The organism is Glycomyces sp. TRM65418, assembly GCF_019710475.1.
GTDB lineage: Bacteria > Actinomycetota > Actinomycetes > Mycobacteriales > Micromonosporaceae > Glycomyces.
The window spans coordinates 317973-341237 of sequence record NZ_JAJFAX010000003.1 but is presented as its reverse complement, the minus strand read 5'-3'; the positions used below and the strand labels follow the sequence as shown (position 1 = coordinate 341237).

General features: G+C 71.4%; 21 protein-coding genes. 15 read left to right on the top strand and 6 right to left on the bottom strand.

Annotation, left to right across the window (positions count from 1 at the left end; genetic code table 11):
• The first annotated feature begins 56 nt into the window (after window positions 1–56).
• Both K3N28_RS09620 and K3N28_RS09615 read left to right on the top strand, forming a co-directional pair.
• Window positions 57–2246 carry an MMPL family transporter gene (locus K3N28_RS09620; RefSeq protein WP_228092279.1) on the top strand — a complete coding sequence of 730 codons (2190 nt, stop codon included), beginning with the start codon at window positions 57–59 and terminating at the stop codon, window positions 2244–2246.
• A 130-nt stretch (window positions 2247–2376) separates the two neighbouring features.
• Window positions 2377–3039, top strand: a complete 663-nt coding sequence (locus K3N28_RS09615) for a hypothetical protein (protein ID WP_228092278.1) — start codon at window positions 2377–2379, stop codon at window positions 3037–3039.
• Between the two features lie 214 nt (window positions 3040–3253).
• On the opposite strand, the gene K3N28_RS09610 is transcribed toward K3N28_RS09615, so the two are convergent.
• Window positions 3254–4423, bottom strand: a complete 1170-nt coding sequence (locus K3N28_RS09610; RefSeq protein WP_228092277.1) for a hypothetical protein — start codon at window positions 4421–4423, stop codon at window positions 3254–3256.
• A 249-nt stretch (window positions 4424–4672) separates the two neighbouring features.
• Here K3N28_RS09610 and K3N28_RS09605 point away from each other — a divergent pair, with 249 nt between their 5' ends.
• The 7 genes from K3N28_RS09605 to K3N28_RS09575 all read left to right on the top strand — a co-directional run bounded on the left by K3N28_RS09605 (window position 4673) and on the right by K3N28_RS09575 (window position 10009).
• Window positions 4673–5854, top strand: a complete 1182-nt coding sequence (locus K3N28_RS09605; RefSeq protein WP_228092276.1) for an LLM class flavin-dependent oxidoreductase — start codon at window positions 4673–4675, stop codon at window positions 5852–5854.
• Window positions 5855–5866: 12 nt separating this feature from the next.
• Window positions 5867–6337, top strand: coding sequence for a MarR family winged helix-turn-helix transcriptional regulator (locus K3N28_RS09600; RefSeq protein WP_228092275.1), 471 nt, complete (start codon window positions 5867–5869; stop codon window positions 6335–6337).
• Complete coding sequence (locus K3N28_RS09595; RefSeq protein ID WP_228092274.1) at window positions 6334–7044, top strand: CE1759 family FMN reductase; 711 nt, start codon at window positions 6334–6336, stop codon at window positions 7042–7044. Before K3N28_RS09600 ends, K3N28_RS09595 begins: the two co-directional genes overlap by 4 nt.
• Before the next feature lie 87 nt (window positions 7045–7131).
• Window positions 7132–8184 carry a phosphotransferase enzyme family protein gene (locus K3N28_RS09590; RefSeq protein ID WP_228092273.1) on the top strand — a complete coding sequence of 351 codons (1053 nt, stop codon included), beginning with the start codon at window positions 7132–7134 and terminating at the stop codon, window positions 8182–8184.
• A 29-nt stretch (window positions 8185–8213) separates the two neighbouring features.
• Complete coding sequence (locus K3N28_RS09585; protein WP_228092272.1) at window positions 8214–8435, top strand: hypothetical protein; 222 nt, start codon at window positions 8214–8216, stop codon at window positions 8433–8435.
• A 52-nt stretch (window positions 8436–8487) separates the two neighbouring features.
• Window positions 8488–9132: a DUF4241 domain-containing protein gene (locus K3N28_RS09580; RefSeq protein WP_228092271.1), complete on the top strand. Its 645-nt coding sequence runs from the start codon at window positions 8488–8490 to the stop codon at window positions 9130–9132.
• Window positions 9133–9310: 178 nt separating this feature from the next.
• Entirely contained in the window at window positions 9311–10009 is a 699-nt protein-coding gene (locus tag K3N28_RS09575; protein WP_228092270.1) for a hypothetical protein, read from the top strand.
• A gap of 109 nt (window positions 10010–10118) precedes the next feature.
• Here the strand turns inward: K3N28_RS09575 and K3N28_RS09570 are convergent, their stop codons facing one another.
• Entirely contained in the window at window positions 10119–11075 is a 957-nt protein-coding gene (locus tag K3N28_RS09570; RefSeq protein ID WP_228092269.1) for an NAD(P)/FAD-dependent oxidoreductase, read from the bottom strand.
• A 79-nt stretch (window positions 11076–11154) separates the two neighbouring features.
• Between K3N28_RS09570 and K3N28_RS09565 the strand changes: the two genes are divergently transcribed.
• A complete protein-coding gene (locus K3N28_RS09565) occupies window positions 11155–11739 on the top strand; it encodes a helix-turn-helix domain-containing protein (RefSeq protein ID WP_228092268.1) in 585 nt (194 codons plus the stop codon).
• Window positions 11740–11751: 12 nt separating this feature from the next.
• On the opposite strand, the gene K3N28_RS09560 is transcribed toward K3N28_RS09565, so the two are convergent.
• Together K3N28_RS09560 and K3N28_RS09555 are read right to left on the bottom strand one after the other, a co-directional pair.
• A complete protein-coding gene (locus K3N28_RS09560) occupies window positions 11752–12480 on the bottom strand; it encodes an HAD family hydrolase (protein ID WP_228092267.1) in 729 nt (242 codons plus the stop codon).
• Window positions 12481–12659: 179 nt separating this feature from the next.
• A complete protein-coding gene (locus tag K3N28_RS09555) occupies window positions 12660–13094 on the bottom strand; it encodes a CBS domain-containing protein (RefSeq protein WP_228092266.1) in 435 nt (144 codons plus the stop codon).
• 458 nt (window positions 13095–13552) lie between these two features.
• On the opposite strand from K3N28_RS09555, the gene K3N28_RS09550 reads away from it, so the two are divergent.
• Window positions 13553–16003 (top strand): polysaccharide lyase 8 family protein, encoded by a 2451-nt coding sequence (locus tag K3N28_RS09550; RefSeq protein ID WP_374209730.1) that lies wholly within the window; start codon window positions 13553–13555, stop codon window positions 16001–16003.
• A 69-nt stretch (window positions 16004–16072) separates the two neighbouring features.
• Here K3N28_RS09550 and K3N28_RS09545 read toward each other — a convergent pair whose 3' ends face one another.
• Both K3N28_RS09545 and K3N28_RS09540 read right to left on the bottom strand, forming a co-directional pair.
• Complete coding sequence (locus K3N28_RS09545) at window positions 16073–16636, bottom strand: hypothetical protein (RefSeq protein WP_228092264.1); 564 nt, start codon at window positions 16634–16636, stop codon at window positions 16073–16075.
• A 95-nt stretch (window positions 16637–16731) separates the two neighbouring features.
• Window positions 16732–17940, bottom strand: coding sequence for an ROK family transcriptional regulator (locus tag K3N28_RS09540; protein WP_228092263.1), 1209 nt, complete (start codon window positions 17938–17940; stop codon window positions 16732–16734).
• Window positions 17941–18209: 269 nt separating this feature from the next.
• Between K3N28_RS09540 and K3N28_RS09535 the strand changes: the two genes are divergently transcribed.
• From K3N28_RS09535 to K3N28_RS09520, 4 genes are all read left to right on the top strand, one after another.
• Window positions 18210–19619 (top strand): ABC transporter substrate-binding protein, encoded by a 1410-nt coding sequence (locus K3N28_RS09535; RefSeq protein WP_228092262.1) that lies wholly within the window; start codon window positions 18210–18212, stop codon window positions 19617–19619.
• Window positions 19620–19759: 140 nt separating this feature from the next.
• Window positions 19760–20737, top strand: coding sequence for a carbohydrate ABC transporter permease (locus K3N28_RS09530; RefSeq protein WP_228092261.1), 978 nt, complete (start codon window positions 19760–19762; stop codon window positions 20735–20737).
• On the top strand, window positions 20737–21804 hold the full coding sequence (locus K3N28_RS09525; RefSeq protein ID WP_228092260.1) for a carbohydrate ABC transporter permease: 1068 nt from the start codon (window positions 20737–20739) through the stop codon (window positions 21802–21804). Before K3N28_RS09530 ends, K3N28_RS09525 begins: the two co-directional genes overlap by 1 nt.
• 80 nt (window positions 21805–21884) lie before the next feature.
• Window positions 21885–23243: a GH1 family beta-glucosidase gene (locus tag K3N28_RS09520; RefSeq protein WP_228092259.1), complete on the top strand. Its 1359-nt coding sequence runs from the start codon at window positions 21885–21887 to the stop codon at window positions 23241–23243.
• Window positions 23244–23265 lie beyond the last annotated feature (22 nt).

Genomic DNA, 23265 nt, shown 5'->3' with positions numbered 1-23265 from the left:
GGATTATCTGCTTAGCGTCGACTCGTGCATACTCCCCGACGAGGAAGCGAGCCCCGATGACTTCGCAGACCGCCCCGCCCGCGCCCGCCCGCGCCGGCGCGAGCCGACGACCGTTCACCGTCCGGATCGCCGCCTGGAGCGCGGCCCACCCCTGGAAGGCCATCATCGGCTGGACGCTGTTCGTGGCCGTGTGCTTCGGCGCCGGCACTGCGGCCGGCACCGAGCAGGTCGCCTTCTCCGACTTCTGGATCGGCGAGGCCGGCGAAGCCGAGGCCATGGCCGTCGACAACGGCATCGCGGCCCCCGCCGTCGAGCACGTCCTCATCACCTCGCCGACGGGCGCTCTCGACCCCGCCGCCGCCGAAGCCGCCGCCGCCGACCTGACCGAGCGCATGAGCGCCCTCCCCGAAGTCGCCGCGGTCAGCGCACCGGTGACCGCCGACCACGGCGACGCCGTGATGGTCTCCATGACGATGTCCATGCCCTCCCACGAGGCCGTCGACCACGTCGAACCGCTCCTGCGGACCACCGCGGCGGTGCAGGAGGCGCACCCCGGCCTCCACATCGCCGAGACCGGCGGCAAGTCGATGTCCGTCGAGCTCAACGACCAGCTGGGCGCCGAACTGGCCGGCGTGGAGCGGTTCACCCTCCCCATCACCCTGGCGATCCTCTTCGTCGTGTTCGGCTCGCTCCTCCTGGCGGGCGTGCCCCTGCTGCTGGCGATCAGCTCCATCGTCGCCGCCCTCGGCGTCTACGCGCTCAGCTCCCACTTCTTCCCCGACGCCGGCGGCGCCGTCGCCAGCGTGCTCGCGATGATCGGCATGGCCGTCGGCGTCGACTACTCGCTGTTCTACCTCAAACGGGTCCGCGAAGAACGCCTCCGCTCCGGAGGGGACGACCGCCTCGCCGCCGCCGTCGAACTGGCCGCCGCGACCGCCGGACGCACCATCGTGACCTCCGGGATCGCGGTGATCGTCTCGCTCGCGGGCCTCTACCTCGTCGGCGACGTCATCTTCTCCTCGATCGCCACGGCCTGCATCATCGTGGTCGCGATCGCCATGGCCAGCTCGCTGACCGTCCTCCCCGCCCTCCTGGTGAAGACCGGCCGCCGCATCGACGGCGGGAAGCTCCTGCGACGCCGAGCGAACCCCGGGCAGAGCCGACTGTGGACGGTCCTCCTGCGGCCCTCGCTGCGCCGCCCGGCCGTCACCGCCGTCGTCGGCCTGGTCGTCATGGGCGGCCTGGCCGTGCCCGCGCTGGCCATGACGACGAGCGTCGAAGGCAAGGAGACGTTCCCCAAGTCGCTCCAGACCATCGGGGCCTACGACGACCTCGTCGCCGCCTTCCCCGAAGCCGGGGTCAGCCACTCGGTGATCGCGACGGTGGACGCGGCCGACGCCGAGGCGCTGGCCGCCGCTGTGGCACGCCTGGAGGCGGCCGCTCAGGAGAGCGCCCTGTTCGTCGCGACCGACCAGCCGCGTATCCGCGTGTCGCAGGACGGTTCCGCCATCGCACTGGACCTGCCGGTGCCCTATCCCACGAGCGACCCCCGCGCCGAGCGGTCGCTGGACCTGCTTCGCGACGACCTGGTGCCGGCGACCATCGGCGAGATCGAAGGGGCCGACTACGCCGTCTCCGGCGAGCCCGCCTACGCCGCGGACTACTCCGCCCACCAGTCCTCACGCCTGTTCCTCGTCGTCGGCTTCGTGCTGCTGGCGACCCTGGTCATCATGCTCATCGCGTTCCGGTCCCTGGTGTTCGCGGCGCTGAGCATGGTCCTGAACCTCCTGTCGACGCTGGCCGCATGGGGCGCCATGGTGCTGGTGTTCCAGGGCACCTGGGCCGAGGGCCTCCTCGACTTCGACTCGCCGGGGTTCATCGGCTCGCGCACCCCGCTGCTGGTCTTCGCGATCCTGTTCGGCCTGTCCCTCGACTACCAGCTGTTCGTGATGAGCCGCATCAGGGAGGCGGCGAAACGCGGCCTCGCGCCCCGGGAGGCCGTCCAGCAGGGCATCCTGTCGTCGGCGAGCGTGGTCACCAGCGCGGCCGTGATCATGATGTCGGTGTTCGTGGCCTTCGTCTTCATCGACCGCATCGAGATGAAGCAGCTCGGATTCGCCCTGGCCCTCGGCGTCCTGCTCGACGCGGTCATCGTGCGCGTCATGATGCTGCCCGCCCTGATGTCCATGGTCGACCGCCTCGGCCGGTGGCCCGCCGACTGGCGGCCCTCGACTAGGACGCGATGAGGACCGCCCCGGTTGCCTGCACCGTCGAAAAGGGAAGGAAATCCACAGATCGTGGTGAGCCGGAGCCCTTCGGGCAAGTCGGGGCATATAACTGGGTGCAAGCGACTGGATCTACCGAGAGGTGACCATCATGTCCTCATTCAAGCGCTCCGCCGTCGTCGCGGCCGCGGCCGCCGCGGCCGTCCTCCCCGCGGGCGCGGCCGCCGCGCAGGAGCCCGAGATCCCGGCCGAAGGCTGGGAGTACTCCGAGCAGTGGGACTTCGTGCGGGACGAGTTCACCGCCGAAGCGCAGGACGAGACCGAGGAGGCACTGACCGAGCACTTCGAGGAGTGGACGTTCGCCGGCTCGCTCCCGATGACGCGCCTGCAGAACTACTACATCGACGGCGAGAACGAGACGCCCGTGCAGCGCAAGTTCCGCGCCGACTTCTACGTCGACCAGACCGGCGAGGGCCTGGAGACCGCGCTGTACCTGCCGGGCGGGATCACCGACGGCGTCCAGGACCTGACCGGCGGCGCGGAGCTCGACATGCACTACCTCCTCCACTGCCACGAGGGGGACACCGAGTGCGGCGAGACCGCGCTCGAGGACGGCACCGTGGTCGCGTGGACGACCGACACGACCTACGTCGAGGCCGCCGCGTTCTTCCCCGACGGCTCGGTCGCGACCGTGTGGTGGGGCGACATGGACGACGACGAGGTGGACGTGACGGTCGAGCAGGTCACCGACCTCGCCGCCGACCTGGACACCGAACCGGTGTGGGAGGCCCTGAAGGCCGACTCGGAGTCCTGACCTTCGCGCGACGGCCCCCGTCTCGAGGCGGGGGCCGTCGTCGTCTTCCGAACCGTGGGCACGGGGAGCCGCCCCGTTGTCGCTCGGGCCCGCGCGGTTTCGGTCACCATCGGCAGGGCCTTTCCGCGGGGGGCGCTCCCTTCGCACGGTACAGCGCTTCGGCCCCTCGGCGGCCGACCGGGAAGGCCGCGGCGCGCGGTCTCCCCGCGGACCGTCACTCCTGCAGGTAGTCCTGGGCGTTGTCCAGGTGGCCCTGCATCTCCTGCCGCCAGCCGACCATCTCGGTCTCGATCGGGCCGTAAGCCTCGACGAGCATCGCCGCCCAGCCCTCCTCGACCGCCGCGCGCAGGCCGCTGGACTGACCGCAGGCCGCGAAGTCGACGGCCATGGCCCGCTCCAGGTCCAGCACGCCCGTGAAGTCGGACGGCACCTCCTCGGGCGCCTCCGGCAGCTCGGTCCCCTCCTCGCCGTACTCCTCGAAGTAGGCCGGGTCGTACATCCGCCCGAAGTACTCCCACAGCGGCGGATAGAACCCCTCGCCGAGCTCCCAGCCCTCGTAGCCGCCGTCGATGAGGCACGTCTCGAAGGCGACGACCTCCGCTTCCACCTGCGCGTACAGCGCTTCGGTGTCCTCGAACTCCTCGATCCCGTACATCGGGCTCGGCGCGTGCGCGGCCGGGAGGGACTCGCCCTCCTCCCCGTCCTCGCCTTCGTGCTCGACGAGGTGCGGCTCCCCGTAGACGGTCTCCACCATCTCCAGCCAGCATCCGCCCGGCGGCGCCTCGGTGTCGCGCTCGGGGCCCTTCAGCGAGTCGGTGATCGCGGGAGCGCCGCTATAGGCCTCGATCCACGCGGCCTGGTATTCGGCGTCCTCAGCGTCCCATTCGCTCGCGTCGGGTTCGCCGTAGGCGTCGTCGGGGAGGATGCCGAAGGCGGTTCGGGCCTCGGGGGTGAGCAGTTCCTCGACGAGGTGCTCGTTGCCGGGGTTGCGCACGAACTCGACCCAGACGCCGAAGCCCCACTGCTCGGCGGCCTCCGGGGTCGGGATCGCCCGGACCGGCGCGTCGGTGAGGTAGCCCGCCGCCCCGTAGGCGGCGTAGTCCGTGGTCTGGAAGTACGCCGGATCGTGGACGTGGAAGCCCTCGTCCTCGAGGCAGCGCTTGGCGACCCGGTGCTCGATCTCGATGAGCTCGTCCTCGATGGCGCGGCTCTCGTTGATGATCTGGTACAGCCGCTGCGCCTCGGCGACGGCGTCCGAGACGGCCTCGGCGCTCGCGCCCTCGGTTCCGGTGTCGGTCTCGGCGGTGCAGGCGCCCGCCGCGAGGACGCCGCCGACCGCGGCGAGCACGGCCGGGCCGCGGAGACTGCTGGTACTGAATCGCACGCTGGTTCCTTCTCGAAGTCGGTGTTCGGTGCGGTTCATACCCGTGCCGGACCCGGCGAGGTTGCACGGACGCCGCCGACCCCGGTGAGCGCATGCGAGGGCCGGATCCGGACGAGGCGGGCGGGGAGCCCGCGCGTATGCGCCGCGTCACGGTGCTCTTCCAGCGGAATAGCGTCCGGGCCGAGGTCGTTAAGGTAGATGCAAACGCATGAACTTTGAGCCGCCGCGGCGGGGAGAGCAGGGAATCCGATGCAGTTCGGGGTCTTCTCAGTCAGTGACATCACGCGCGACCCCGTCTCGGGCGAGACCCCGAGCGAGGCCGAGCGGATCGAGGCGATCGTCAAGATCGCCGTCAAGGCCGAGGAGGTCGGCCTGGACGTCTTCGCCATCGGCGAGCACCACAACCCGCCGTTCTTCTCCTCGTCCCCGACGACCCTCCTCGCCCACATCGCCGCCCTCACCGAGCGGCTCGTCCTCAGCACCGCCACCACCCTCATCACCACCAACGACCCGGTGCGCCTCGCCGAGGAGTACGCGATGCTCCAGCACCTCGCCAAGGGCCGCATGGACCTCATGCTCGGCCGCGGCAACACCGCGCCCGTCTACCCGTGGTTCGGCCAGGACATCCGCCAGGGCCTGCCGCTCGCGCTCGAGCACTACAACCTCCTGCACCGGCTGTGGCGCGAGGACGTCGTGGACTGGGAAGGCGAGTTCCGCACCCCGCTCCAGGGCTTCACCTCCACGCCCCGGCCGCTGGACGACGTGCCGCCGTTCGTGTGGCACGGCTCGATCCGCACGCCCGAGATCGCCGAGCAGGCCGCGTTCTACGGCAACGGCTACTTCGCCAACCACATCTTCTGGCCCACCTCGCACTCCAAGCGCCTCATCGACTTCTACCGCCAGCGCTTCGAGCACTACGGCCACGGCACCCGCAAGCAGGCGATCGTCGGCGTCGGCGGCCACGCCTACATCGCCAAGCGCTCGCAGGACGCGGTGAAGGAGTTCCGCCCCTACTTCGACGAGGCCCCCGTCTACGGCAACGGGCCGTCCCTGGAGGAGTTCACCCGAGGCACCCCGCTCAGCGTCGGCAGCCCGCAGGAGGTCATCGACAAGACCCTGACCTTCCACGACGCGTTCGGCGACTACCAGCGCCAGATGTTCCTCATCGACCACGCCGGGATGCCGCTGAAGATGGTGCTGAACCAGCTCGACCTCCTCGGCGAGGAGGTCGTCCCCGTGCTGCGCAAGGAGCTCGCCTCCCGGCGCGACCCCGAGTCGGCCGAGGCCCCGACCCACGCGAGCCGCGTCAAGGCCAAGTACGGCGACGGACCGGTCCGCCGGCCCCGCCCGAACGCCAACCGCGGCGACAACGTCACCGGCGCCTCGCCCTACCAGGACAGCGACGCCGCGGCCGAATACCCGGCCCTCTAGAGGAGCGCGCTCATGACCCGCAGCCGGAGCCGGCTCGCCAACGACGCCTGGGAGTCGCTGCTCACCGCCCACGCCGCGCTCATGAAGCGGTTCGCCGCCGAGCCGATCTGGGATGAGCTGACGATGCGCGAGTACGACGTCCTCTACACCTTGTCCAAACACGACGGGCCGATGCGGCTCTTCGAACTGGGGCGCGGGGTGCTGCTCAGCCAGCCGGCCCTGTCCCGGCTCGTCGAGCGCCTGGTCGACCGCGGGCTGCTCGAACGCGCGGCCGACCCCGAGGACGGCCGCGGCGTCCGCCTCGCGCTCACCGAGGCCGGACGCGAGCGCCAGCGCCGCGTCGGCGGCCGCCACGCCGTCGACGTCGCCCGCGCCGTCACCGCCGCCCTCACCGACGAGGAGATGCGCCAACTGGAGGCCATCGGCCGCAAGCTCGCCGCTCGGTCCTCGACCGACCCGACCCGAAAGGAAGCCGTCCTGTGAACGACCGGCCGCGCGAACCCGAACACACCGAACCGTTCCGCCTCGTCGTCGTCAGCGGCGGCACGAGCGACCCCTCCTCGACCAGGATGCTCGCCGACCGCATCGCCGACCGCGTCCGCACCCTCGCCGCCGACCGCGGTGAGCGCGTGACCACCGACGTGGTGGACCTGCGCGAACTCGCCAACGAGATCACCACCGCGCTCGTCTCGCAGCTCACGGGCCCCAAGATGACCCGCGTGATCGAGCTGCTGGGCCGCGCCGACGCGATCGTCGCCGGCGCCCCGGTCTACAAGGCCGCTCCGAGCGGCCTGTTCAGCTCGTTCTTCCACGTCCTCGACAACGACCTGCTCATCGCCAAGCCGGTGGTCCTGGCCGCGACGGCCGGGACGGCCCGCCACGCGCTGGTGGTGGACGACCAGATGCGCTCGCTGTTCGCGTACCTGCGCACGATGACCGTCCCCACCTCGGTCTTCGCCGCCACCGAGGACTGGAACTCGACGGAGCTGGGGGAGCGGATCACCCGCGCCGCGATCGAGGTGCTCCTGCTCATGGAGTCGGGCTTCGCCGAGAAGGTCCGCAGCGAGTCGTGGCAGCACTACCAGCACGAGTACGGCAGCGCCGGCGGCACGGAGCTCGAGATCGACCTGAGCACCGACCTGATGCGCCTGGCGACCGGAGGCTCGGCGGGCCCCCGCCGCAAGCAGTAGCGCTGCAGCGGCCGCGATCCGCGCGGATCGCGGCCGCTCGGGAATTCACTTGCGTCACAGCGGCACCGGCGGACACACTCGGCGGTGATGATGCCCCTGAACGCGATCGATCGCCTGAAGCAGACCGTCACCGCCACCTGGGAGAGCCCGGTCGCCGACCGGTCGGCCGCCCTGTGGGGCTATGCGCCCGGCACCGCGAAGTGGTGGCGCTCCAGCGCCTCCCACGTGTTCGTGATCCCCGATCCGAACGGGAAGCGGTACCTGCGCTTCGTCCCCGACGCCCACCGGAGCGCCGAGTCCTTCTCGGCGATCGCCGAGCTGACGGCCCGGCTCGCCGACCGCGGCGTGCCGGTGGCCCGGCCGGTCGCAAGCGAGGCCGGACCGCTCACCGCCACCGTCGACACCCCGCTGGGGCCGATGCACGCCATGGTGATCGAGGCCGCGCCGGGCGAAACGCTCGACGCGGACGAACTCGACGAGAACGACGCCCGCGCATGGGGGGCCGCGCTTGCACGAGTGCACCGCGACGCGGCCGACCTGGGACGGCGCCTGCCCGGCCCCCTCCGTGAACTCCCCGAAGCGGCGGCCCTGTTCGCGGCCGACCCGGACTTGGCCGCCGCCGCAGCGGCCCTCCACGAGCGCCTGCGCGACCTCGAGCGAGACCCCTCGTGCTTCGGTGTGGTGCACGGCGACTTCGAACTCGACAACCTGGCCTGGAACGACGGCGTCGCGACGGCCTTCGACTTCGACGAGGCCTGCCGGTCCTGGTACGCCGCGGACGTCGCCTTCGCCCTGCGCGACCTCACCGACGAGACCGGCCTCCCGGCGGCCGGACACCGGGGACGCTTCGCGGCGTTCATCGACGGCTACCGCAGCGTGCGGCCCCTGTCCGAGGCGGACCTCCCGCTGTTCGCGGGCCTGAACGCGATCGCCGCCCTGGTCCGGATCTCGACCGCGCTGGCGACACCGGAGCCGGACGAGCCCGAGTGGAAGGCCGACCTGCGCACGGACCTCGCGGCGATGGCGGACGGACACCGCCGACTCGTGATCAACGCGGCTGAGCGGTGTCGCTCCCTCGAAGGCCGAAGCGGGCGCGACTCGGGACCGCGCGGCGAGCCCATGGGCAGTACTGTTGCGTGAGGACGATCCGATATTCCTGGAGGCATGCGATGGGCGACGGCGGCGACGGCGGCATGGACGCGGATGCGATCGCGCACCTGCCGGTGGAATTCGGTTCGGAGACCGTGCTCGAAGCCGCGGGCGATCCGGGAGACGGCGTTCCCGTCTTCAGCGGCGCCGGTGGCGGTGACGGCGGCTCGACGGCGCGGGAGCGCGGCGAGGACGTCATCGACCTCGCCTGGATCGAACCGGACACCGCTTCGGGGACCTGACCGCCCGCCCGTCGAACGGTCCGCTGTCGGCACCGGCCGCTAGGATCGGCCGATGGCGTACACCCCTGACTTCAAGCAGCTTCTCCAAGCCGGTGCCACCTTCACGACCGGGTGGGGCGGGGAAGGCGTGATCGAGCCCGTCGAGCTCGACAAGACCGTGCTCCCCACCGGCCGCGTCGTCGGCTGCGACCCGCTCGTCGACCCCGAGAGCCTGCCCTACCTCGTCACCGTCGAACCGGGCGCGTACCCGCTCATCGCCTGGGTCGCGGTTCTCTCGAAGGACGGCAAGGAAACCGATAGACGAGTCGCCGCGCTCGAACTCCGCATCGGCGACGCCCCCGCGGTCGCCTGGGAGATGGCGGTCGCGAATCCGGACCTGAACGTCGAGGAGTTGGACTCGGACGGCTACTTCGGCTACCCCGTGGACGCCGGCTGCGGGACCCTCGCCGATGAAGCGGCGCTGCGGCCGCTCGGCGAATGGGACTACGACCGCACCGAAGAGGTGCTCATCGACGAGGCGGACTGGGAGGGGCCCGTTCCCGGGCTCGCCTCGGCGGTGACGGACCCGACGACCGGCGCCAACGTGGTCCTCGTCGGCTCCGGCTGGGGCGACGGGTCCTACCCCACCTTCATCGGCCGCGACGCCGACGGCGCGGTCGTCCGCTTCGTCACCGACTTCCTCGTCCCGCCGGCATGAGACGGCGCGTGCGGCGGCCCGCGGACCGCCGCGCGACAGCGGCCGCTCCGGAACTCCCGCGCCGCGCCGCCGACCAGGCGGCCGAGGCTCGCAACGGCGAACGCCGCGCGGACCCGGACCGCCGGTCCAGGAGGCGGCGGTCCGTCCCCCCGACGCGATCCCGGGTTGCACGGCACCCATGAGCCTGCACTCGTTCCATCTCGCGGACATGCCGCTCCGCAGCGCCGCCGGCGTCCTCGTGCGACCGCCCAAGGCAGCGGGGCTGCGCCACATCGAAGTCCTCGCCGGGATGGAACTGGGCGCGCCGGTGCCGACCCCGCGCCGCATGCAGCTCCGACACCTCGCCGTGTTCGCCGAATGGGCCGAGGAGGAGGCACTCGAGGCGTTCCTCGCCCGGCGACCGTTCGGCCGAGCGCTCGGGACCGGATGGCATGTGCGGCTGGAATTCCTGCGCCGATGGGGCTCGATCCGAGAACTGGCGCACCTCCCCGCGGAAGCGACCCGCACCGATCCCGGTGAACCGGTGGTCGCGGTGACCCTCGCCCGAATGCGGCTGCCGGAACTGCCGCGTTTCCTCCACTGGGGCCGGCCCGTCGAACGCCAAGTGCGGGACCACCCCGAAACGACGCTGGCGCTCGCGGCGATGCGGCCGCCGCGAACGGTCTCGACGTTCTCCGTCTGGACCAGCTCCCGCGCCATGACGAGCATGGTCTTCGGGCGCGACGGCGGCGACGCCGCTCACCGCCACCGTGCGGCGATGGGGGAGCGGGAACGGCGCGACTTCCACCGCGAGTTCACCACGCTTCGTTTCCGCCCCCGGTCCGAACACGGCGCCTGGCGAGGCAGGTCGGACCTGATCCCCGAGCGAAAGGGATGACGTCCGATCCCGCTGCGCGTCTCCGCGTCGGCGGCGACCGGCATATCGGGCGGCCACCGCGCGAGCACGAGCAGTGCGCGGCGGCCTCTGGGCCGCCGCGCACGTCACCTCACCCCGCCCGGTGAGCGGCCACCGCCGCGTCGGTCTCCTCGTTCACGAGGTCCATGTTGATCTGAGCCCCGGCCATCGCCCCCGCCGCCGCCGACGCGCCCACCTGCGCCGACAGGTCGGTGACGTTGCCCGCCGCCCAGACGCCGGGCACCTCGGTGCGGCCGGTCGGGTCGGCCACGATGTGCTCGCCCGCCCCCGAAGGATGATCGACCGCCTTGAGGCCCAAGTCCTTCAGGAACCCCGCCCGCGCCTCCATCCGGGACGCCACCGCCAGCGCCTCGCGCTCGACCAGCTCGCCGTCCGCCATCCGGACGCCCGTGAGCCCGGCCCCGCAGGCCTCGACTCGCGCGATCGGGCCCTCGACGACGCGGATGCCGCGCGCCGCGAACTTCTCGAGGTCCTCAGGGGACGGGCCCGGCCGATCGTTCGTGAAGAACACCAGGTCCGAAGTCCACTGCCGGAAGAGCAGCGCGCCGTGCGCGGAGATCGGCCCGGTCGCCACGATGCCGATGGCCCGGTCGCGGACCTCCCAGCCGTGGCAGTACGGGCAGTGGATCACGTCCCGGCCCCAGCGTTCGGCCAGCCCGGGGATCGCAGGGAGCCGGTCCACCAGGCCCGTGGTCACGAGCAGCCTGCGGGCCCGCACGCCGCGGCCGTCCTCCAGCGACACGGTGAAGCCGTCCCCGGACCGCTTCGCGCCCGTGACGTTCCCGGCGACGACGTGGCCGCCGTACCGGCGGACCTCGCCGCGACCGCGTTCGAGCAGTTCGGAGGGCGGCATGCCCTCGCGGCCGAGCAGGCCGTGGACGCCGTCGGCGGGGGCGTTGCGGGGCTCGCCCGCGTCGACCACGGCCACCGAGCGCCGCGCCCGGGCGAGCATGAGCGCCCCGTTCAGGCCCGCGGCCCCGCCGCCGATCACCACGACGTCGTACTGTTCCTTCAGTTCATCGGTCATCTCGTCTACCTCCGATGCGACCGTAGACCCGATCGCGCCCGACTGGCAACGTTTCTTGCCGATCTGGCAAACTCGAGGCATGGACGAGGACATGGACCGAACGCTCGACACGGTCGGGCCGCGCCTGCGGGCCCTGCGCAAGGCACGCGACGCGACCCTCGCCGAACTCTCGGCGCAGACCGGGATCTCGGTGAGCACCCTCTCGCGCCTGGAGTCCGGCGCCCGCAAGCCGACCCTGGAACTGCTGCTGCCCTTGGCGAAGGCCCACGGCGTGACGCTCGACGACCTCGTGGGCGCGCCGCCCACCGGCGACCCGCGCATCCACCTGCGGCCGGTGACCCGCCACGGCATGGTGCACCTGCCGCTGACCCGCCGTCCCGGCGGCATCCAGGCCTTCAAGCTGATCATCCCCGGAGGCGCCAGAAGGGAACCGGACCTGCAGGTCCACGAGGGCTACGACTGGATGTACGTCCTCAACGGCAACCTGCGGGTCGTCCTCGGCGAGCACGACTTCGTCATGAGACCCGGCGAGGCCGCCGAGTTCGACACCCGCACCCCCCACTGGTTCGGCAGCGCCGACGACAAGCCGGTGGAGCTCCTCAGCCTCTTCGGCAGCCAGGGCGAACGGGCCCACTTGCGCGCCAAGCCCAAAGGCCGGTCCTAGCGCCGAGGGGGGTCAGCCGAGGAAGCCGAGGACGTGCGCCAGGCCGCGCTCGCCGGTGCGGACCTCGCCGGGGAGGATGAACGCGCGCAGGCCGCTCGCGGCGGCCCCGCCGTCCTTCACCGGGTTGTCGCCGACCATGAGGGTCCGGCGCGGGTCGACGCCGAGGCGCTCGCAGGCGGCGCGGAAGAGCACCGGGTCGGGCTTCTCGGTGCCGAACTGGTACGAGACGACCCGCACGTCGACGAGGTCGTCGAGGCCGAAGTGCTCCATGTGCACGCCGACGTCCCAAGGGAAGTCGGAGACGATGCCGGTCTTGATCCCGCGCCGGCGCAGCTCGCGCAGCAAGGGCTCGGTGTCGGGGTAGGGCACCCACGCGTCCGGGGCCGCGATCAGCGCGTACGCGTCGGCCTCGATGCCCTGGAGGTAGTCGACGTGCTGGAACCAGCCCAGCAGGGCCCGGCGGTGCTGCTCGGCGGACTCGTCGCGACCGATCTGGAGCGCGGCGACCTCGGGGATCAGGTAGGCCTCGCCGAGCTGCTCGATCGTCTTCCGCAGCTGCGCGTCGTCGAGCGCCCGGCCGGTCGCGGCGGCGATCCGGCGCAGCCAGGTGCCCGCGTCGACGAGCTTGAAGATGGTGTTGCTGAAGTCGAACAGGACCGCCTCGATCGGCGGGACCGGCGCGGCCTGCTCGGCCTCGGTCGGGCGGTACGCGAGAGCGGAGTCGAAGAGGCTGTAGATCACGGCGGGCCTTCCGTTCAGTGACTTCGGCGACGGCGCCCCGTGGACGCCGCCGTAACCGTAACCGAGCCCGTATGAACGGACCAGGAATACCGCGCCACCTCACAGCCACGACGCGGTGAACCGCTGCCGGGCGTCGGACCGGGGCGCGCGGTCACCGGACCGCGTGCCGGGCGGACCGGTCAGCTCGCGCCGGCGATGTAGCCCTCGAGCTGCTCCTTCTCGAATTCGAGCTGCCTGATGCGGCCCTTCACGACGTCGCCGATGCTCACGATGCCGGTGAGGGCCCCGCTGCCGGCGACGACGGGGACGTGGCGGATGCGCTCCACGGTCATCAGCACCATGAGGTCCTCGATGGAGTCGTCCGGGCGCCGCGTGTGCACGTCCGCGGTCATGATGCGCGAGACGGGCGCGTCGAGCAGGTCGGGGTCCGCATGGAGCCCCCTGACCACGTCCCGTTCCGAGACGATGCCGGCGACGGTGGCGCCGTCCGCGCTGACGACCAGCGCGCCCACGTTGTGCTCGGCCAGCCTGGCCAGCAGGGCGCGCACCGGTTCCTCCGGTCTGACCGTGACCACCGCCGAGCCCTTGGATCGCAGAATCTCACTGATGCGCATGGCCACTCCCTTGTGTACAGCGGGTGATCGCTCAGGATACCGCAGCCGAAGCCGCGCGTACAGCGTCAAAATCGACGAACCGTCACGGTTCGGGAGGAGTCGTCGCCGGCGGGGCGTCGGAGCCGTCCCGGAGGGATCTCCTCGCAGCAGCCGAGGCCTCGACCGCTCCCGCGCCGCGGATCGACCCGACTTCGAAAGCGGGGCATCCGCCGAGGACGATCCCCGTCAGCGGGACGAACGAGGAGAGCGCAGAACGCCGCTGCTCCATGATGCCGCGCCGATCGTAGGACCGGCCGATTCGAGCGCATCCGTGGCCACGGCCGCCGTGCGGCCTATGCGGCAGACGCGGTCACGGACGGCGCAGTCGGAACGCGAGTCCCAGACACCTTACTTTTTGGGGCATTGGGGGGCGTGGCTACTATGGGCGCGACTTTGCCGCCATCCGGAGTTGGACTCACATGCCCCCATTGAATCGTCGACTGCTCCTCGGAGGCGCCATAGGTCTGGCAGGCGTCGGCGCCACGGCCACCGCTTGGGCCTTGGACGAACCGGATCGGGGCGTGTTCGGTCGGCTCCCGGAGGCGGAGCCCTGGGCGGGGTCCGGCCCGCTCGACTTCGCCGCGCTGCGTGAACGAGCGAAGGCGCTCCTGACCGGCGGCGCCATCGACCCTGCCGACGAGGACTACGGGCGACCGCTGCGCCTGCTCAACAGGGAGTCGCTGAGGGCCTGGGAGGCCATGGACCGCGCGGCGGACGGCGGCTCGCTGTGGCCCGATATCGGGTCAGTCGACGAACCGTCCGGTTTCAGCACGTCCTACGTCCGCCTTCGTCGGCTCGCCCTCGCATGGGCCACGCCCGGCACCGACCTGTACGAGGACGACGAGGTCGCCGACGGCATGGTGAACGCGCTGGCCCTGCTCTACCGAGCGGGGTACAACGAGCATGCCGAACAGACCGGCAACTGGTATTGGTGGGAGATCGGATCGGCCTCCACGCTCATCCAGATCTGCACGCTCTTGGGAGAACGGATTCCCGGCACCGACCTCGCTCACTACCTCGATACCGTTGACCGCTTCTGCCCCAACGCGGACGAGCGCGTCGCCTCCCCCGGTGTACGCGAGACCGGAGCGAACCGCGCCGACAAGGCCGCGATCCTGGCACTGCGCGGCCTCGTCGGGGAGGACCCTGACAAGCTCGCCCTGGCACGTGACGGTCTGTCCGACATCGCGGGCGGGGGAGCGAACAGCCTCTTCCGGGTCGTGAACGAAGGCGACGGCTTCCACCGCGACGGCTCGTTCATCCAGCACGGCCATGTGCCGAGCACCGGCAGCTACGGCCTCGTCCTGCTCACCTCCGTCACGCTCGCACTCGCCCTGCTGAAGAACTCGTTGTGGGAGGTCACCGACCCCGGCCTGTTGCGGCTCTACGACGCGGTGGAGGGCTCCTTCGCGCCGTTCACCGAGGACGGACTGTTCATGGACTGCCTGCGCGGCAGAGGAATCGCCCGCCCGACCTGGCGCGACTCCGACGCCGGACCGGCCCTGACCGCGGCGGTGACCGCCCTCGCCGAGTTCGCCCCCGCCGAGTACCGGGACCGGTGGCGCGCGCTGGCGCGCGGCTGGATCGAGCGGTCGTCCGCCGCCGTCCCCTACTTCGAGCGCGTGGAACTCCAGGGAATCCGCCAGGCCAAAGCGCTCCTCGCGGACACTTCGCTGGAGCCGGCGCCCCGCCCGGTGATGACGCGCGTCTACCCTGGCATGGACCGGCTGCTGGTACGCCGCGAGACCTGGTCGTGGGCGTTGTCGATGTCCTCGAATCGCGTCGCCGGATATGAGATGGTCGGTGGGGAGAACCTCCGCGGCTGGTACTTGGGGGACGGCATGTCCTACCTGTACACCATCGATGATCCGCTGCAGTTCGGCGATGAGTTCTGGCCGACGGTGAGCCCGTACCGGCTTCCCGGTATCACGGTGGACTCCCGGAAGCGCGAGGTCCTCGGATACAGCACCGACCTCGTCGTCCACCTGCCCGAGAACGAGGTCGCCGGCGGTGCGGCACTCGATGACCGGTACGCGGTCGCGGCGATGGACCTCATCGCGGAGGGCTCCAGCCTGCGGGCCAAGAAGTCCTGGTTCGTGGTGGACGAGGTGATCGTCGCACTCGGCGCAGGCATCTCCGCCGCGGACGGCCGGGCGATCTGGACGACGGTCGAGCACCGGAACCGTCACGCCGACGGGGACCGGCGAATGACCGTGGACGGGGTCTTCCCGAGCGAGGACAGCGAGCTGAAGTCGTCATTGGACGGTGCCTCCTGGGTACATCTGCCGGAGGTCGCCGGATATGTCTTTCCCCTCGGGAGCAGTGGACTGCACATGGAGCGGGAGATGCGTTCGGGCGCCTGGAACGACATCGAGCAGGGCCCGACCACCGGCGGCGGCGACACCGAGGTCCACACCCGGCGGTATTCCACGCTCTGGTTCGACCACGGCGTCTCGCCGACGGACGCCGAGTACGCCTACGTGCTGCTGCCGACCGCGAGCGCGGAAGCGACCGCGGCCTGGGCCGCCGAATCCCCCCTTACGATCCTCGCCAACACCGCGGTGGTCCAGGCGGTCGAGGACGCCGGGAGCGGCCTGCTCGCCGCCCATTTCTGGCAGGGGGGCGAGGTCGGCGGCCTCGTCTGCGACGGGCCCGCCTCCGTCCTGGTCCGGCGCGGCGAGGACGGCATCGCCGTCGCGGTCGCCGACCCCGGCCGCACCGCCGAGACGGTCACCCTCGACCTGGCCTACGCCGCGAGCGAAGTGGTCGAGGCCGACGACGCCGTGTCCGCCGAGGTCGGCGACCGCCTCCGGATCACCGTCGCCACCGGAGGGTCGTCGGGCGCGACCCACACCGTGCGGCTGCGCTGACGCGCCGTTTCGGGTGCGGCCGGGTCGCCCGCCGCGTCCGCAGTGCGGGATTCGCCGTACTCGCCCGCCTCATGGCCGGTCGGGCCGCCTGCGCAGGAGGATCACCGCGGTCAGCGCGGCGGCGAACGCCACCAGCAGGACGAGGACCTCAATGGCGGTGAACCACCCGGGGACGGCGTCGTGGATCCGCTGGGCGACGAGGCGGTCCGCCTCGTTCGCGGTGGCGACCGCGAACGTCCAACCGAGGCCGAACACGCCCGGGACGACGCACAGCAGCGTGGCGAGGACCGTGGTGGTCGTCGCGAACGCCCGTGTGCCCGGGCTCGCCTTGGCGGCCTTGACCGCTGCGACCGCGAACAGCACGGCGAAGACCAGGTAGGCCGTGATGGCGAACCAGTACGGCAGGATCCATCCCATCGGCGCGAACTGCTCGCACGGGAACGACGAGTCGGACCAGCCTCCGGGCGGTTCGAGGTCGACCACGGCGTCGCAGGCGTCCGAAGCGGACTGCCGGAACTGCCCGTAGCGGGCGATCTTGCCGATCGCCGCCACCGCGAGGGCGGCGGCCGCGGTCCACAGTGCCGCGCTCGCGGTCCTGAACGCGCGGTCGGTCGGCGTGGCGGGAGTGTCCACTGGTCGCTCCTTCGTCGTCGGCGCCCTGTCCCGCCAATTTAAAGGCGCGGCGGGCCGCCCGGTGGCCGCAACGGCGTCTTCGCCGGCAGTCCCGCTCAGGGAGCGGCCCGGCCGGCGCCGCCCTCGCCGCTGAGGAACCGTTCGATGACGAGGGTCGCGGCGCCCTTGGCGACCGCGTCCGGACCGAGGAGGCCCGGCACGATCCGGGCGGTCGCGAACGGCTGGCCGAGGGAGTAGGACCGGGCGGCCGCCTGGATGTCGTCGAGTCGGCGGCGCGCGAGCATGTGCCCGGCCCAGCCGCCGATGACGATCAGCTCGGGGTTGAACAGGTTGAGCAGGTCCGCCAGGCCCGCGCCCAGGTACTCGACGGTCTCGTCGAGGACCGCGACGGCGGCGGGGGAGTCGTCGTCGAGCAGCCGCTCCAGGTCGGCCTCCTCGCCCTCGCCGGTGAGTTCGACGACGCCGGTGGCGGCGAGGTACCGGTCGAGGATGCCCTCCGCGCCCACATAGGCCTCCAGGCATCCGCGGCAGCCGCACCGGCAGGGCCGCCCGGCGACGGCCATGGTGGTGTGGCCCCATTCGCCCGCGCTCGATCCCGCGCCCCGGTAGAGCGCGCCGCCCGCGACGATGCACGAGCCGACGCCGGAGCCGATGAGCGCGATGACGGCGTTCTGGGCCCCGCGTCCGGCCCCGAACCACAGCTCGGCCTGGCCCATGGTCATCGCGCCGTTCTCGACGTGGACCGGCAGCGGGTCGAGGCGTTCCATGAGCATGCGGCCCAAGGGGACGGCGTCCCATCCGAAGGCCTTGGCGTGGATGACGCCCTCGGGGCCGTACTCGACGATGCCGGGCATGCCCACGCCGACGCCGAGCACGGGCACGCCGCCGGCCTCGCCGAGGACCTCTTTGACGCCCGCGACGATGTGCTCGATCACGGTGGCCGGATCGTGGCGACCGGGCGCGAGGGCGTAGCGGACGCCGGCCTGCTCGGCGAGCTTCAGGTCCAGCAGCTCGACGCGCACCTGGGTCTCGCCGACGTCGACGCCGACGACCCGGGCGTGGCCGGGGTCGACCTCCAGGAGGATCTGCGGCCTGCCGCCGTCGGACTCGACCTTGCCCGCCTCGCGCAGCACCCCGTCGGCCAGGAGCTCGGCGGTCACGTTGGAGATGGTGGCGGTGCTCAGGTCGGTGGCGGGGGCCAGGTCGCGGCGGGTGAGCGGACCGTCGAAGTACAGGGTCCGCAGCAGGCGCATGCGGTTGCCGAGTTTGAGGTCGCGAGTGGTCCTGTGCCTAGGGGCTTCCATCTGTCCACCAGTCCGGGTCGTTATCGGTCCGGGACCATGCCGTTATGTCGAAACGATTGACGGCGCGGGTCCGCTTACTTAATCTAAGTCTTATCAATAAGTCGTGTACGACTGTTCCAGCCTACCTCCGGCCCGCACGCCGGATCGCGCCGAACCCGTCCGCCGACGCGACGTCAGCGCCCCTCCCTCGACCTCGAACGACCACAAAGGAACCTTCCCGATATCCCTCCCGAGCAGCCGATCAGGCCGCTGGACATAGGAGCAACCCCATGAGGACCACATCTCCCCTCCGCGGACGCGGCTTCACCGCCCTCCGCACCGTCGCCGCGGGCGCCGCCGCCGCGCTGCTCGCCACCGCATGCATGGACGGCGGCGGCTCGAGCGCCTCCGACCGCGTCGAGATCCGCTGGTTCGTGGGGATGGGCGCGGGCTCCGACGCCCCCACCATCCCCGCGCAGGAAGCGGTCGTCGAGGAGTTCAACGCCGGCCAGGACGAGATCGAACTGGTCCTGGAGGTCGTGGACGCCGACCAGGCCCCGAACATCCTCTCCACCCAGATCGCCACCGGCGACGCCCCCGACATCGTCGGGCCCATGGGCATTCGCGGCCGCTCCACCTTCCCCGGCGCCTGGCTCGACCTCACCCCGTACATCGAGAAGAACGACTACGACCTCACCGACTTCGACCCCGCCCTGGTCGACTTCTACCGGATCGAGGAGGAAGGCCAGATCGGCCTGCCGTTCGCGGTCTTCCCGTCCTTCATGTACGTCAACCTCGACCTGTTCGACGAGGCCGGACTGGCCTACCCGCCCCAGGAGTACGGCGCGCCCTACGTCGACGCCGAAGGCAACGAGCGGCCCTGGGACATCGCGACCATGACCGACCTGGCCAAGCGGCTCACCGTCGACGCCGAGGGCGACGACGCCAACAGCCCCGACTTCGACCCGGGCGAGATCGTCCAGTTCGGCTTCGGCAACGTCTTCGCCGACATCCGCGCCCAGTCCACCCTCTTCGGCGCCGGCACCCTCGTCGACGACGCGGGCAACGCCCAGATCCCGCCGCACTGGGCCGAGGCCCAGCAGTGGTACTACGACGGCATGTGGGAAGAGCACTTCATCCCCAACGGCCCCTACGGCGACTCCGACATGCTCAACGCCGGCTCCTGGTTCGAGTCGGGCAACCTCGCCATGGGCAACACCCACCTGTGGTACGCGACCTGCTGCATGGCCGGCTTCGAAGGCAGCTGGGACACCGCGGCCGTCCCCTCGTACAACGGCGAGACCACCGCGAAGCTCCACGCCGACACCTTCTCGATCACCAAGGACACCGAGCACCCCGACGAGGCCTTCACCGTCCTCACCCACCTCCTCGGCGACGCCGCCGAGGAGCTGACCACCACCTACGGCGGCATGCCCGCGCGCATCAGCCTCCAGGACGGCTACTTCGACCGCGTCGGCGCGGCGAACTTCGAAGGCCAGGACATCAACTGGGACACCGCCGTCGAAGGCATGTCCTACGTCGACAACCCCTCGCACGAGGGCGGCATGCCCAACTTCCTCGAAGCCGAGGCGGTCCTGTCCGAGTACGCCACCCGCTTCGCCCAGGAAGAGGGGCTCGACATCCCGGCCGAGCTCGAAGCGCTCCGAGCGGACCTTCAAGCGGTCTTCGACGCCGCCTAGGCCACCCCTGCGGCCCGCTCTCGACCCCGGGCCGCTCCTCCCGGCCGGGCGGGCGCCCGCGCCCGCCCGGCACCCCCGACCGCGCTCGCGGTGACCGCGGCCCCGCCCCGCCGCCGTCCTTCCGAAAGGTCCGCAATCCCATGTCCGACTTCACCGATGCGGCGCTCGCCGTCAGGCGGCGCGACAAGCGCTCCGGACGCCCCGTCAGCTCGATGGCCCGCCGCGAGGCGCGCTGGGGCTACGCGTTCATCAGCCCCTGGATCATCGGGTTCGTCCTCTTCTGGGCCGTCCCCATCGGCGCCTCGCTCGTCTTCTCGGCGCTCGACTTCCAGCTCACCGACCCCGGCGCGACCTCCTTCGCCGGCGGCGACAACTGGCAGCGGGCCCTGTCCGACCCCGACACCTGGACCTCGCTCGCCGCGACGTTCCGCTTCACCGTGCTGTTCCTGCCCCTGAGCCTGGTCGTCGCCCTCGGCCTGGCCCTGCTGCTGAACTCCAAGCACCTCAAGTTCACCGGCCTGTTCCGGCTCCTGTTCTTCATGCCCTCGATGATCCCGCTCGTCGCGGGCGTCCTCATCTGGCAGCAGGTGCTCAACCCCCAGACCGGCTGGGTCAACCGCCTCATCGGGCTCACCGGCGTCGACGCCACCGGATCCGACGGCATCCGCTGGTTCGACAACCCCGTGCTGGTCCTCTTCGCGTTCAGCTTCATCGGCCTGTGGGGCGTCGGCAACGCCATGATCGTGAACCTCGCCGGCCTCCAGGGCATCCCGACCGAGCTGTACGAGGCCGCCGAGATCGACGGGGCCGGCTGGTGGCGGCGCCTGCGCACCGTCACCCTGCCCCTGCTCTCCCCGATCGTCTTCTACAACCTGGTGATCGGCTCGGTGCTCGTCCTCCAGTACTTCGTGGTGCCGTGGGTCCTCTTCGGCGCCAGCGGCCGCCCCGGCGGCGCCAGCAAGTTCCTGCTCGTGCACTTCTACCAAGAGGCCTTCGTCTTCGGGAACATGGGCTACGGCGCGGCCCTGGCCTGGCTCATCTTCATCGTCGTCGCGGTCCTGACCGGGCTGCTGTTCGGCACCGCCCGCTACTGGGTGCACTACGGAACGGAGCGATAGTGACCACCGAAGCCAAGCCCACCGACGCCGCCGTGCGCCGCAGGCGCCGGAACCTCCTCCTGTCCGGCTGCACCACCCTCGGGGCGATCCTGCTCGCCGCGATCTTCCTCATGCCCCTCGGCTACGGGGCCGCCACCGCCCTCAAGGACAAGGACGGCGTCTCCGACCCCAACGCCGCGATCCTCCCCGTCACCTCGCTCACCTTCGAATACGAAGGGGAGGAGCTCGACGTCTACGCCGTGCCGATGCCCGACGGCGAGGTCCGCGAACTCGCCCTCGTCCAACCCGGCCGCGAGGCGAGCGTCTTCGTCGACCCCGAGGACCCCGGCGCGGGCACCGTCGAGTGGGAGGGCCGCTGGCGCGCCCTCGACCCGGTCACCGGCGTCGACCCGCAATGGGGCAACTTCGAGGAGGCCTGGAACACCATCGACTTCATGCGCCTCATGGGCTGGACGCTCATGTACGCGCTGACCACGATGCTGTTCACCGTCGTGTCCTCCGCCGTCGTCGCCTACGGCTTCGCGCGGTTCCGGTTCCCCGGCCGCAACCTCCTCTTCGGACTCCTCATGGCCACGATCCTCCTGCCCCCCGCGGTCACCCTCGTGCCCAAGTACGCGGTGTTCCTCCAGATGGGCTGGGTCGGCACCTACCTGCCGCTCATCGTCCCGCAGCTGTTCGCCAACGCCTTCAACGTCTTCCTGCTGCGCCAGTACTTCCTCACCATCCCCAGGGAACTCGAGGAGGCCGCCCGCATCGACGGCGCCGGCCCGATCCGCACCTTCGTGCGCGTCATCGTCCCGCAGGCCTTCCCGGCCCTCACCGCCGTGAGCCTCTTCCACTTCTTCTACGCCTGGAACGACTTCTTCGAACCGCTGCTGTACCTGGCCGGGAACCGCGACATCGTCCCGATCGGCGTGGGCCTGAGCTACTTCAGCGGCGTCTACAACTCCGAACCCCACCTCATCCTCGCCGCCGCGCTCCTGGCGCTGGCCCTGCCCGTCGCGATCTTCCTCGTGGCGCAGCGGGTCTTCGTCCGAGGCATCGTCGTGACCGGCGTGGACAAGTAGCCGGCACGGACCCGCGACCCCCACGGCCGAGCGACCGACGGCCGGGCACACCACCCGCACGACACCAGCAAGGAGACGACATGACCACGACCAGCCCGTTCCCGGAGGGCTTCCTCTGGGGCGCATCGACCGCGGCCTACCAGATCGAGGGCGCCGCCGCCGAGGGCGGCCGCGGGCCGTCCATCTGGGACACCTTCTCGGCCACCCCGGGGAAGGTCAAGGACGGCGACACCGGCGAGGTCGCCTGCGACCACTACCACCGCTGGCGCGAGGACTTCGCGATCGCCGCCGACCTCGGCCTCAAGGCCTACCGCATGTCGGTCTCCTGGGCGCGCCTCCAGCCCCAGGGGCGCGGGGACCTCAACCCGGTGGCCGTCGCGTTCTACCGCGAGCAGCTGGCCGACCTGCGCGACAAGGGCATCCGCTCGGCCGTCACCCTCTACCACTGGGACCTCCCGCAGGTCCTGGAGGACGAGGGCGGCTGGCCCGAGCGGGCGACCGCCGAACGCTTCGCCGACTACGCGGCCCGCACCGCCGCGGCCCTGGGCGACCTCGTGGACGAGTGGATCCCGATCAACGAGGCCTGGTGCGCGGCCTTCCTCGGCTACCACGCGGGCGTCCACGCCCCCGGCCGCCGGGACCGCGTCGCCGCCCTGCGCGCGGCCCACCACCTCAACCTCGCCCACGGCCTGGCCGTGGGCGAGATCCGCAAGGCCGCGCCCGGCGCCCGCGTCGGCTCGGCGATCATCATGACCGACATCGAGGCCGCTACCGACAAGCCCGCCGACCGCGAGGCCGCGCGCCTGTCCGACGGCGGCGGCAACCGCCTCTTCCTCGACCCGCTCTTCCGCGGGTCCTACCCGGAGGACATGCTCCGCCACTTCGCGCCCACCGGCGCGTTCGAGGCGGTCCTGCCGGGCGACATGGAGACCGTCGCCGCGCCCCTGGACTTCGTGGGCGTCAACCACTACCACCGCTTCGTCGTCGAGGCCGACCCGTCCGACACGCACCTGGGCAACCGGAGCCTGCCGCCGCAGCAACCGGTGACCGGCTTCGGCTGGGAGATCAACCCCGACAGCCTGCGCCGCGTCCTGGAGCGCCTCTCGGCCGACTACACCGACCTGCCGGTGTACATCACCGAGAGCGGCGCGTCCTTCGACGACACCGTCGGCCCGGACGGCTCGGTCGACGACGCCGACCGCGTCGACTACCTCGACGGCTACATGCGGGCGGCGGGCCGCGCCATCGAGAAGGGCGTGGACCTGCGCGGCTACTTCGTGTGGTCCCTGCTCGACAACTTCGAATGGGGCGAGGGCTACTCCAAGCGCTTCGGCCTCGTGCGGGTCGACTACGACACGCAGGAGCGGACCCTCAAGCGCAGCGCCCACTGGTACCGGGACGTCATCGCCTCGGGCGGCGCGTCCCTCGACTGGTCCTGACGAGGCGTCCGGGCAGGGGGCC

Bases quoted from the DNA above. Each gene is read 5' to 3' on its own strand.
- K3N28_RS09620 (WP_228092279.1), top strand. From the start codon at position 57: ATGACTTCGCAGACCGCCCCGCCCGCGCCCGCCCGCGCCGGCGCGAGC.
- K3N28_RS09615 (WP_228092278.1), top strand. From the start codon at position 2,377: ATGTCCTCATTCAAGCGCTCCGCCGTCGTCGCGGCCGCGGCCGCCGCG.
- K3N28_RS09605 (WP_228092276.1), top strand. From the start codon at position 4,673: ATGCAGTTCGGGGTCTTCTCAGTCAGTGACATCACGCGCGACCCCGTC.
- K3N28_RS09600 (WP_228092275.1), top strand. From the start codon at position 5,867: ATGACCCGCAGCCGGAGCCGGCTCGCCAACGACGCCTGGGAGTCGCTG.
- K3N28_RS09590 (WP_228092273.1), top strand. From the start codon at position 7,132: ATGATGCCCCTGAACGCGATCGATCGCCTGAAGCAGACCGTCACCGCC.
- K3N28_RS09585 (WP_228092272.1), top strand. From the start codon at position 8,214: ATGGGCGACGGCGGCGACGGCGGCATGGACGCGGATGCGATCGCGCAC.
- K3N28_RS09580 (WP_228092271.1), top strand. From the start codon at position 8,488: ATGGCGTACACCCCTGACTTCAAGCAGCTTCTCCAAGCCGGTGCCACC.
- K3N28_RS09575 (WP_228092270.1), top strand. From the start codon at position 9,311: ATGAGCCTGCACTCGTTCCATCTCGCGGACATGCCGCTCCGCAGCGCC.
- K3N28_RS09570 (WP_228092269.1), bottom strand. From the start codon at position 11,075: ATGACCGATGAACTGAAGGAACAGTACGACGTCGTGGTGATCGGCGGC.
- K3N28_RS09565 (WP_228092268.1), top strand. From the start codon at position 11,155: ATGGACGAGGACATGGACCGAACGCTCGACACGGTCGGGCCGCGCCTG.
- K3N28_RS09555 (WP_228092266.1), bottom strand. From the start codon at position 13,094: ATGCGCATCAGTGAGATTCTGCGATCCAAGGGCTCGGCGGTGGTCACG.
- K3N28_RS09550 (WP_374209730.1), top strand. From the start codon at position 13,553: ATGCCCCCATTGAATCGTCGACTGCTCCTCGGAGGCGCCATAGGTCTG.
- K3N28_RS09540 (WP_228092263.1), bottom strand. From the start codon at position 17,940: ATGGAAGCCCCTAGGCACAGGACCACTCGCGACCTCAAACTCGGCAAC.
- K3N28_RS09535 (WP_228092262.1), top strand. From the start codon at position 18,210: ATGAGGACCACATCTCCCCTCCGCGGACGCGGCTTCACCGCCCTCCGC.
- K3N28_RS09530 (WP_228092261.1), top strand. From the start codon at position 19,760: ATGTCCGACTTCACCGATGCGGCGCTCGCCGTCAGGCGGCGCGACAAG.
- K3N28_RS09520 (WP_228092259.1), top strand. From the start codon at position 21,885: ATGACCACGACCAGCCCGTTCCCGGAGGGCTTCCTCTGGGGCGCATCG.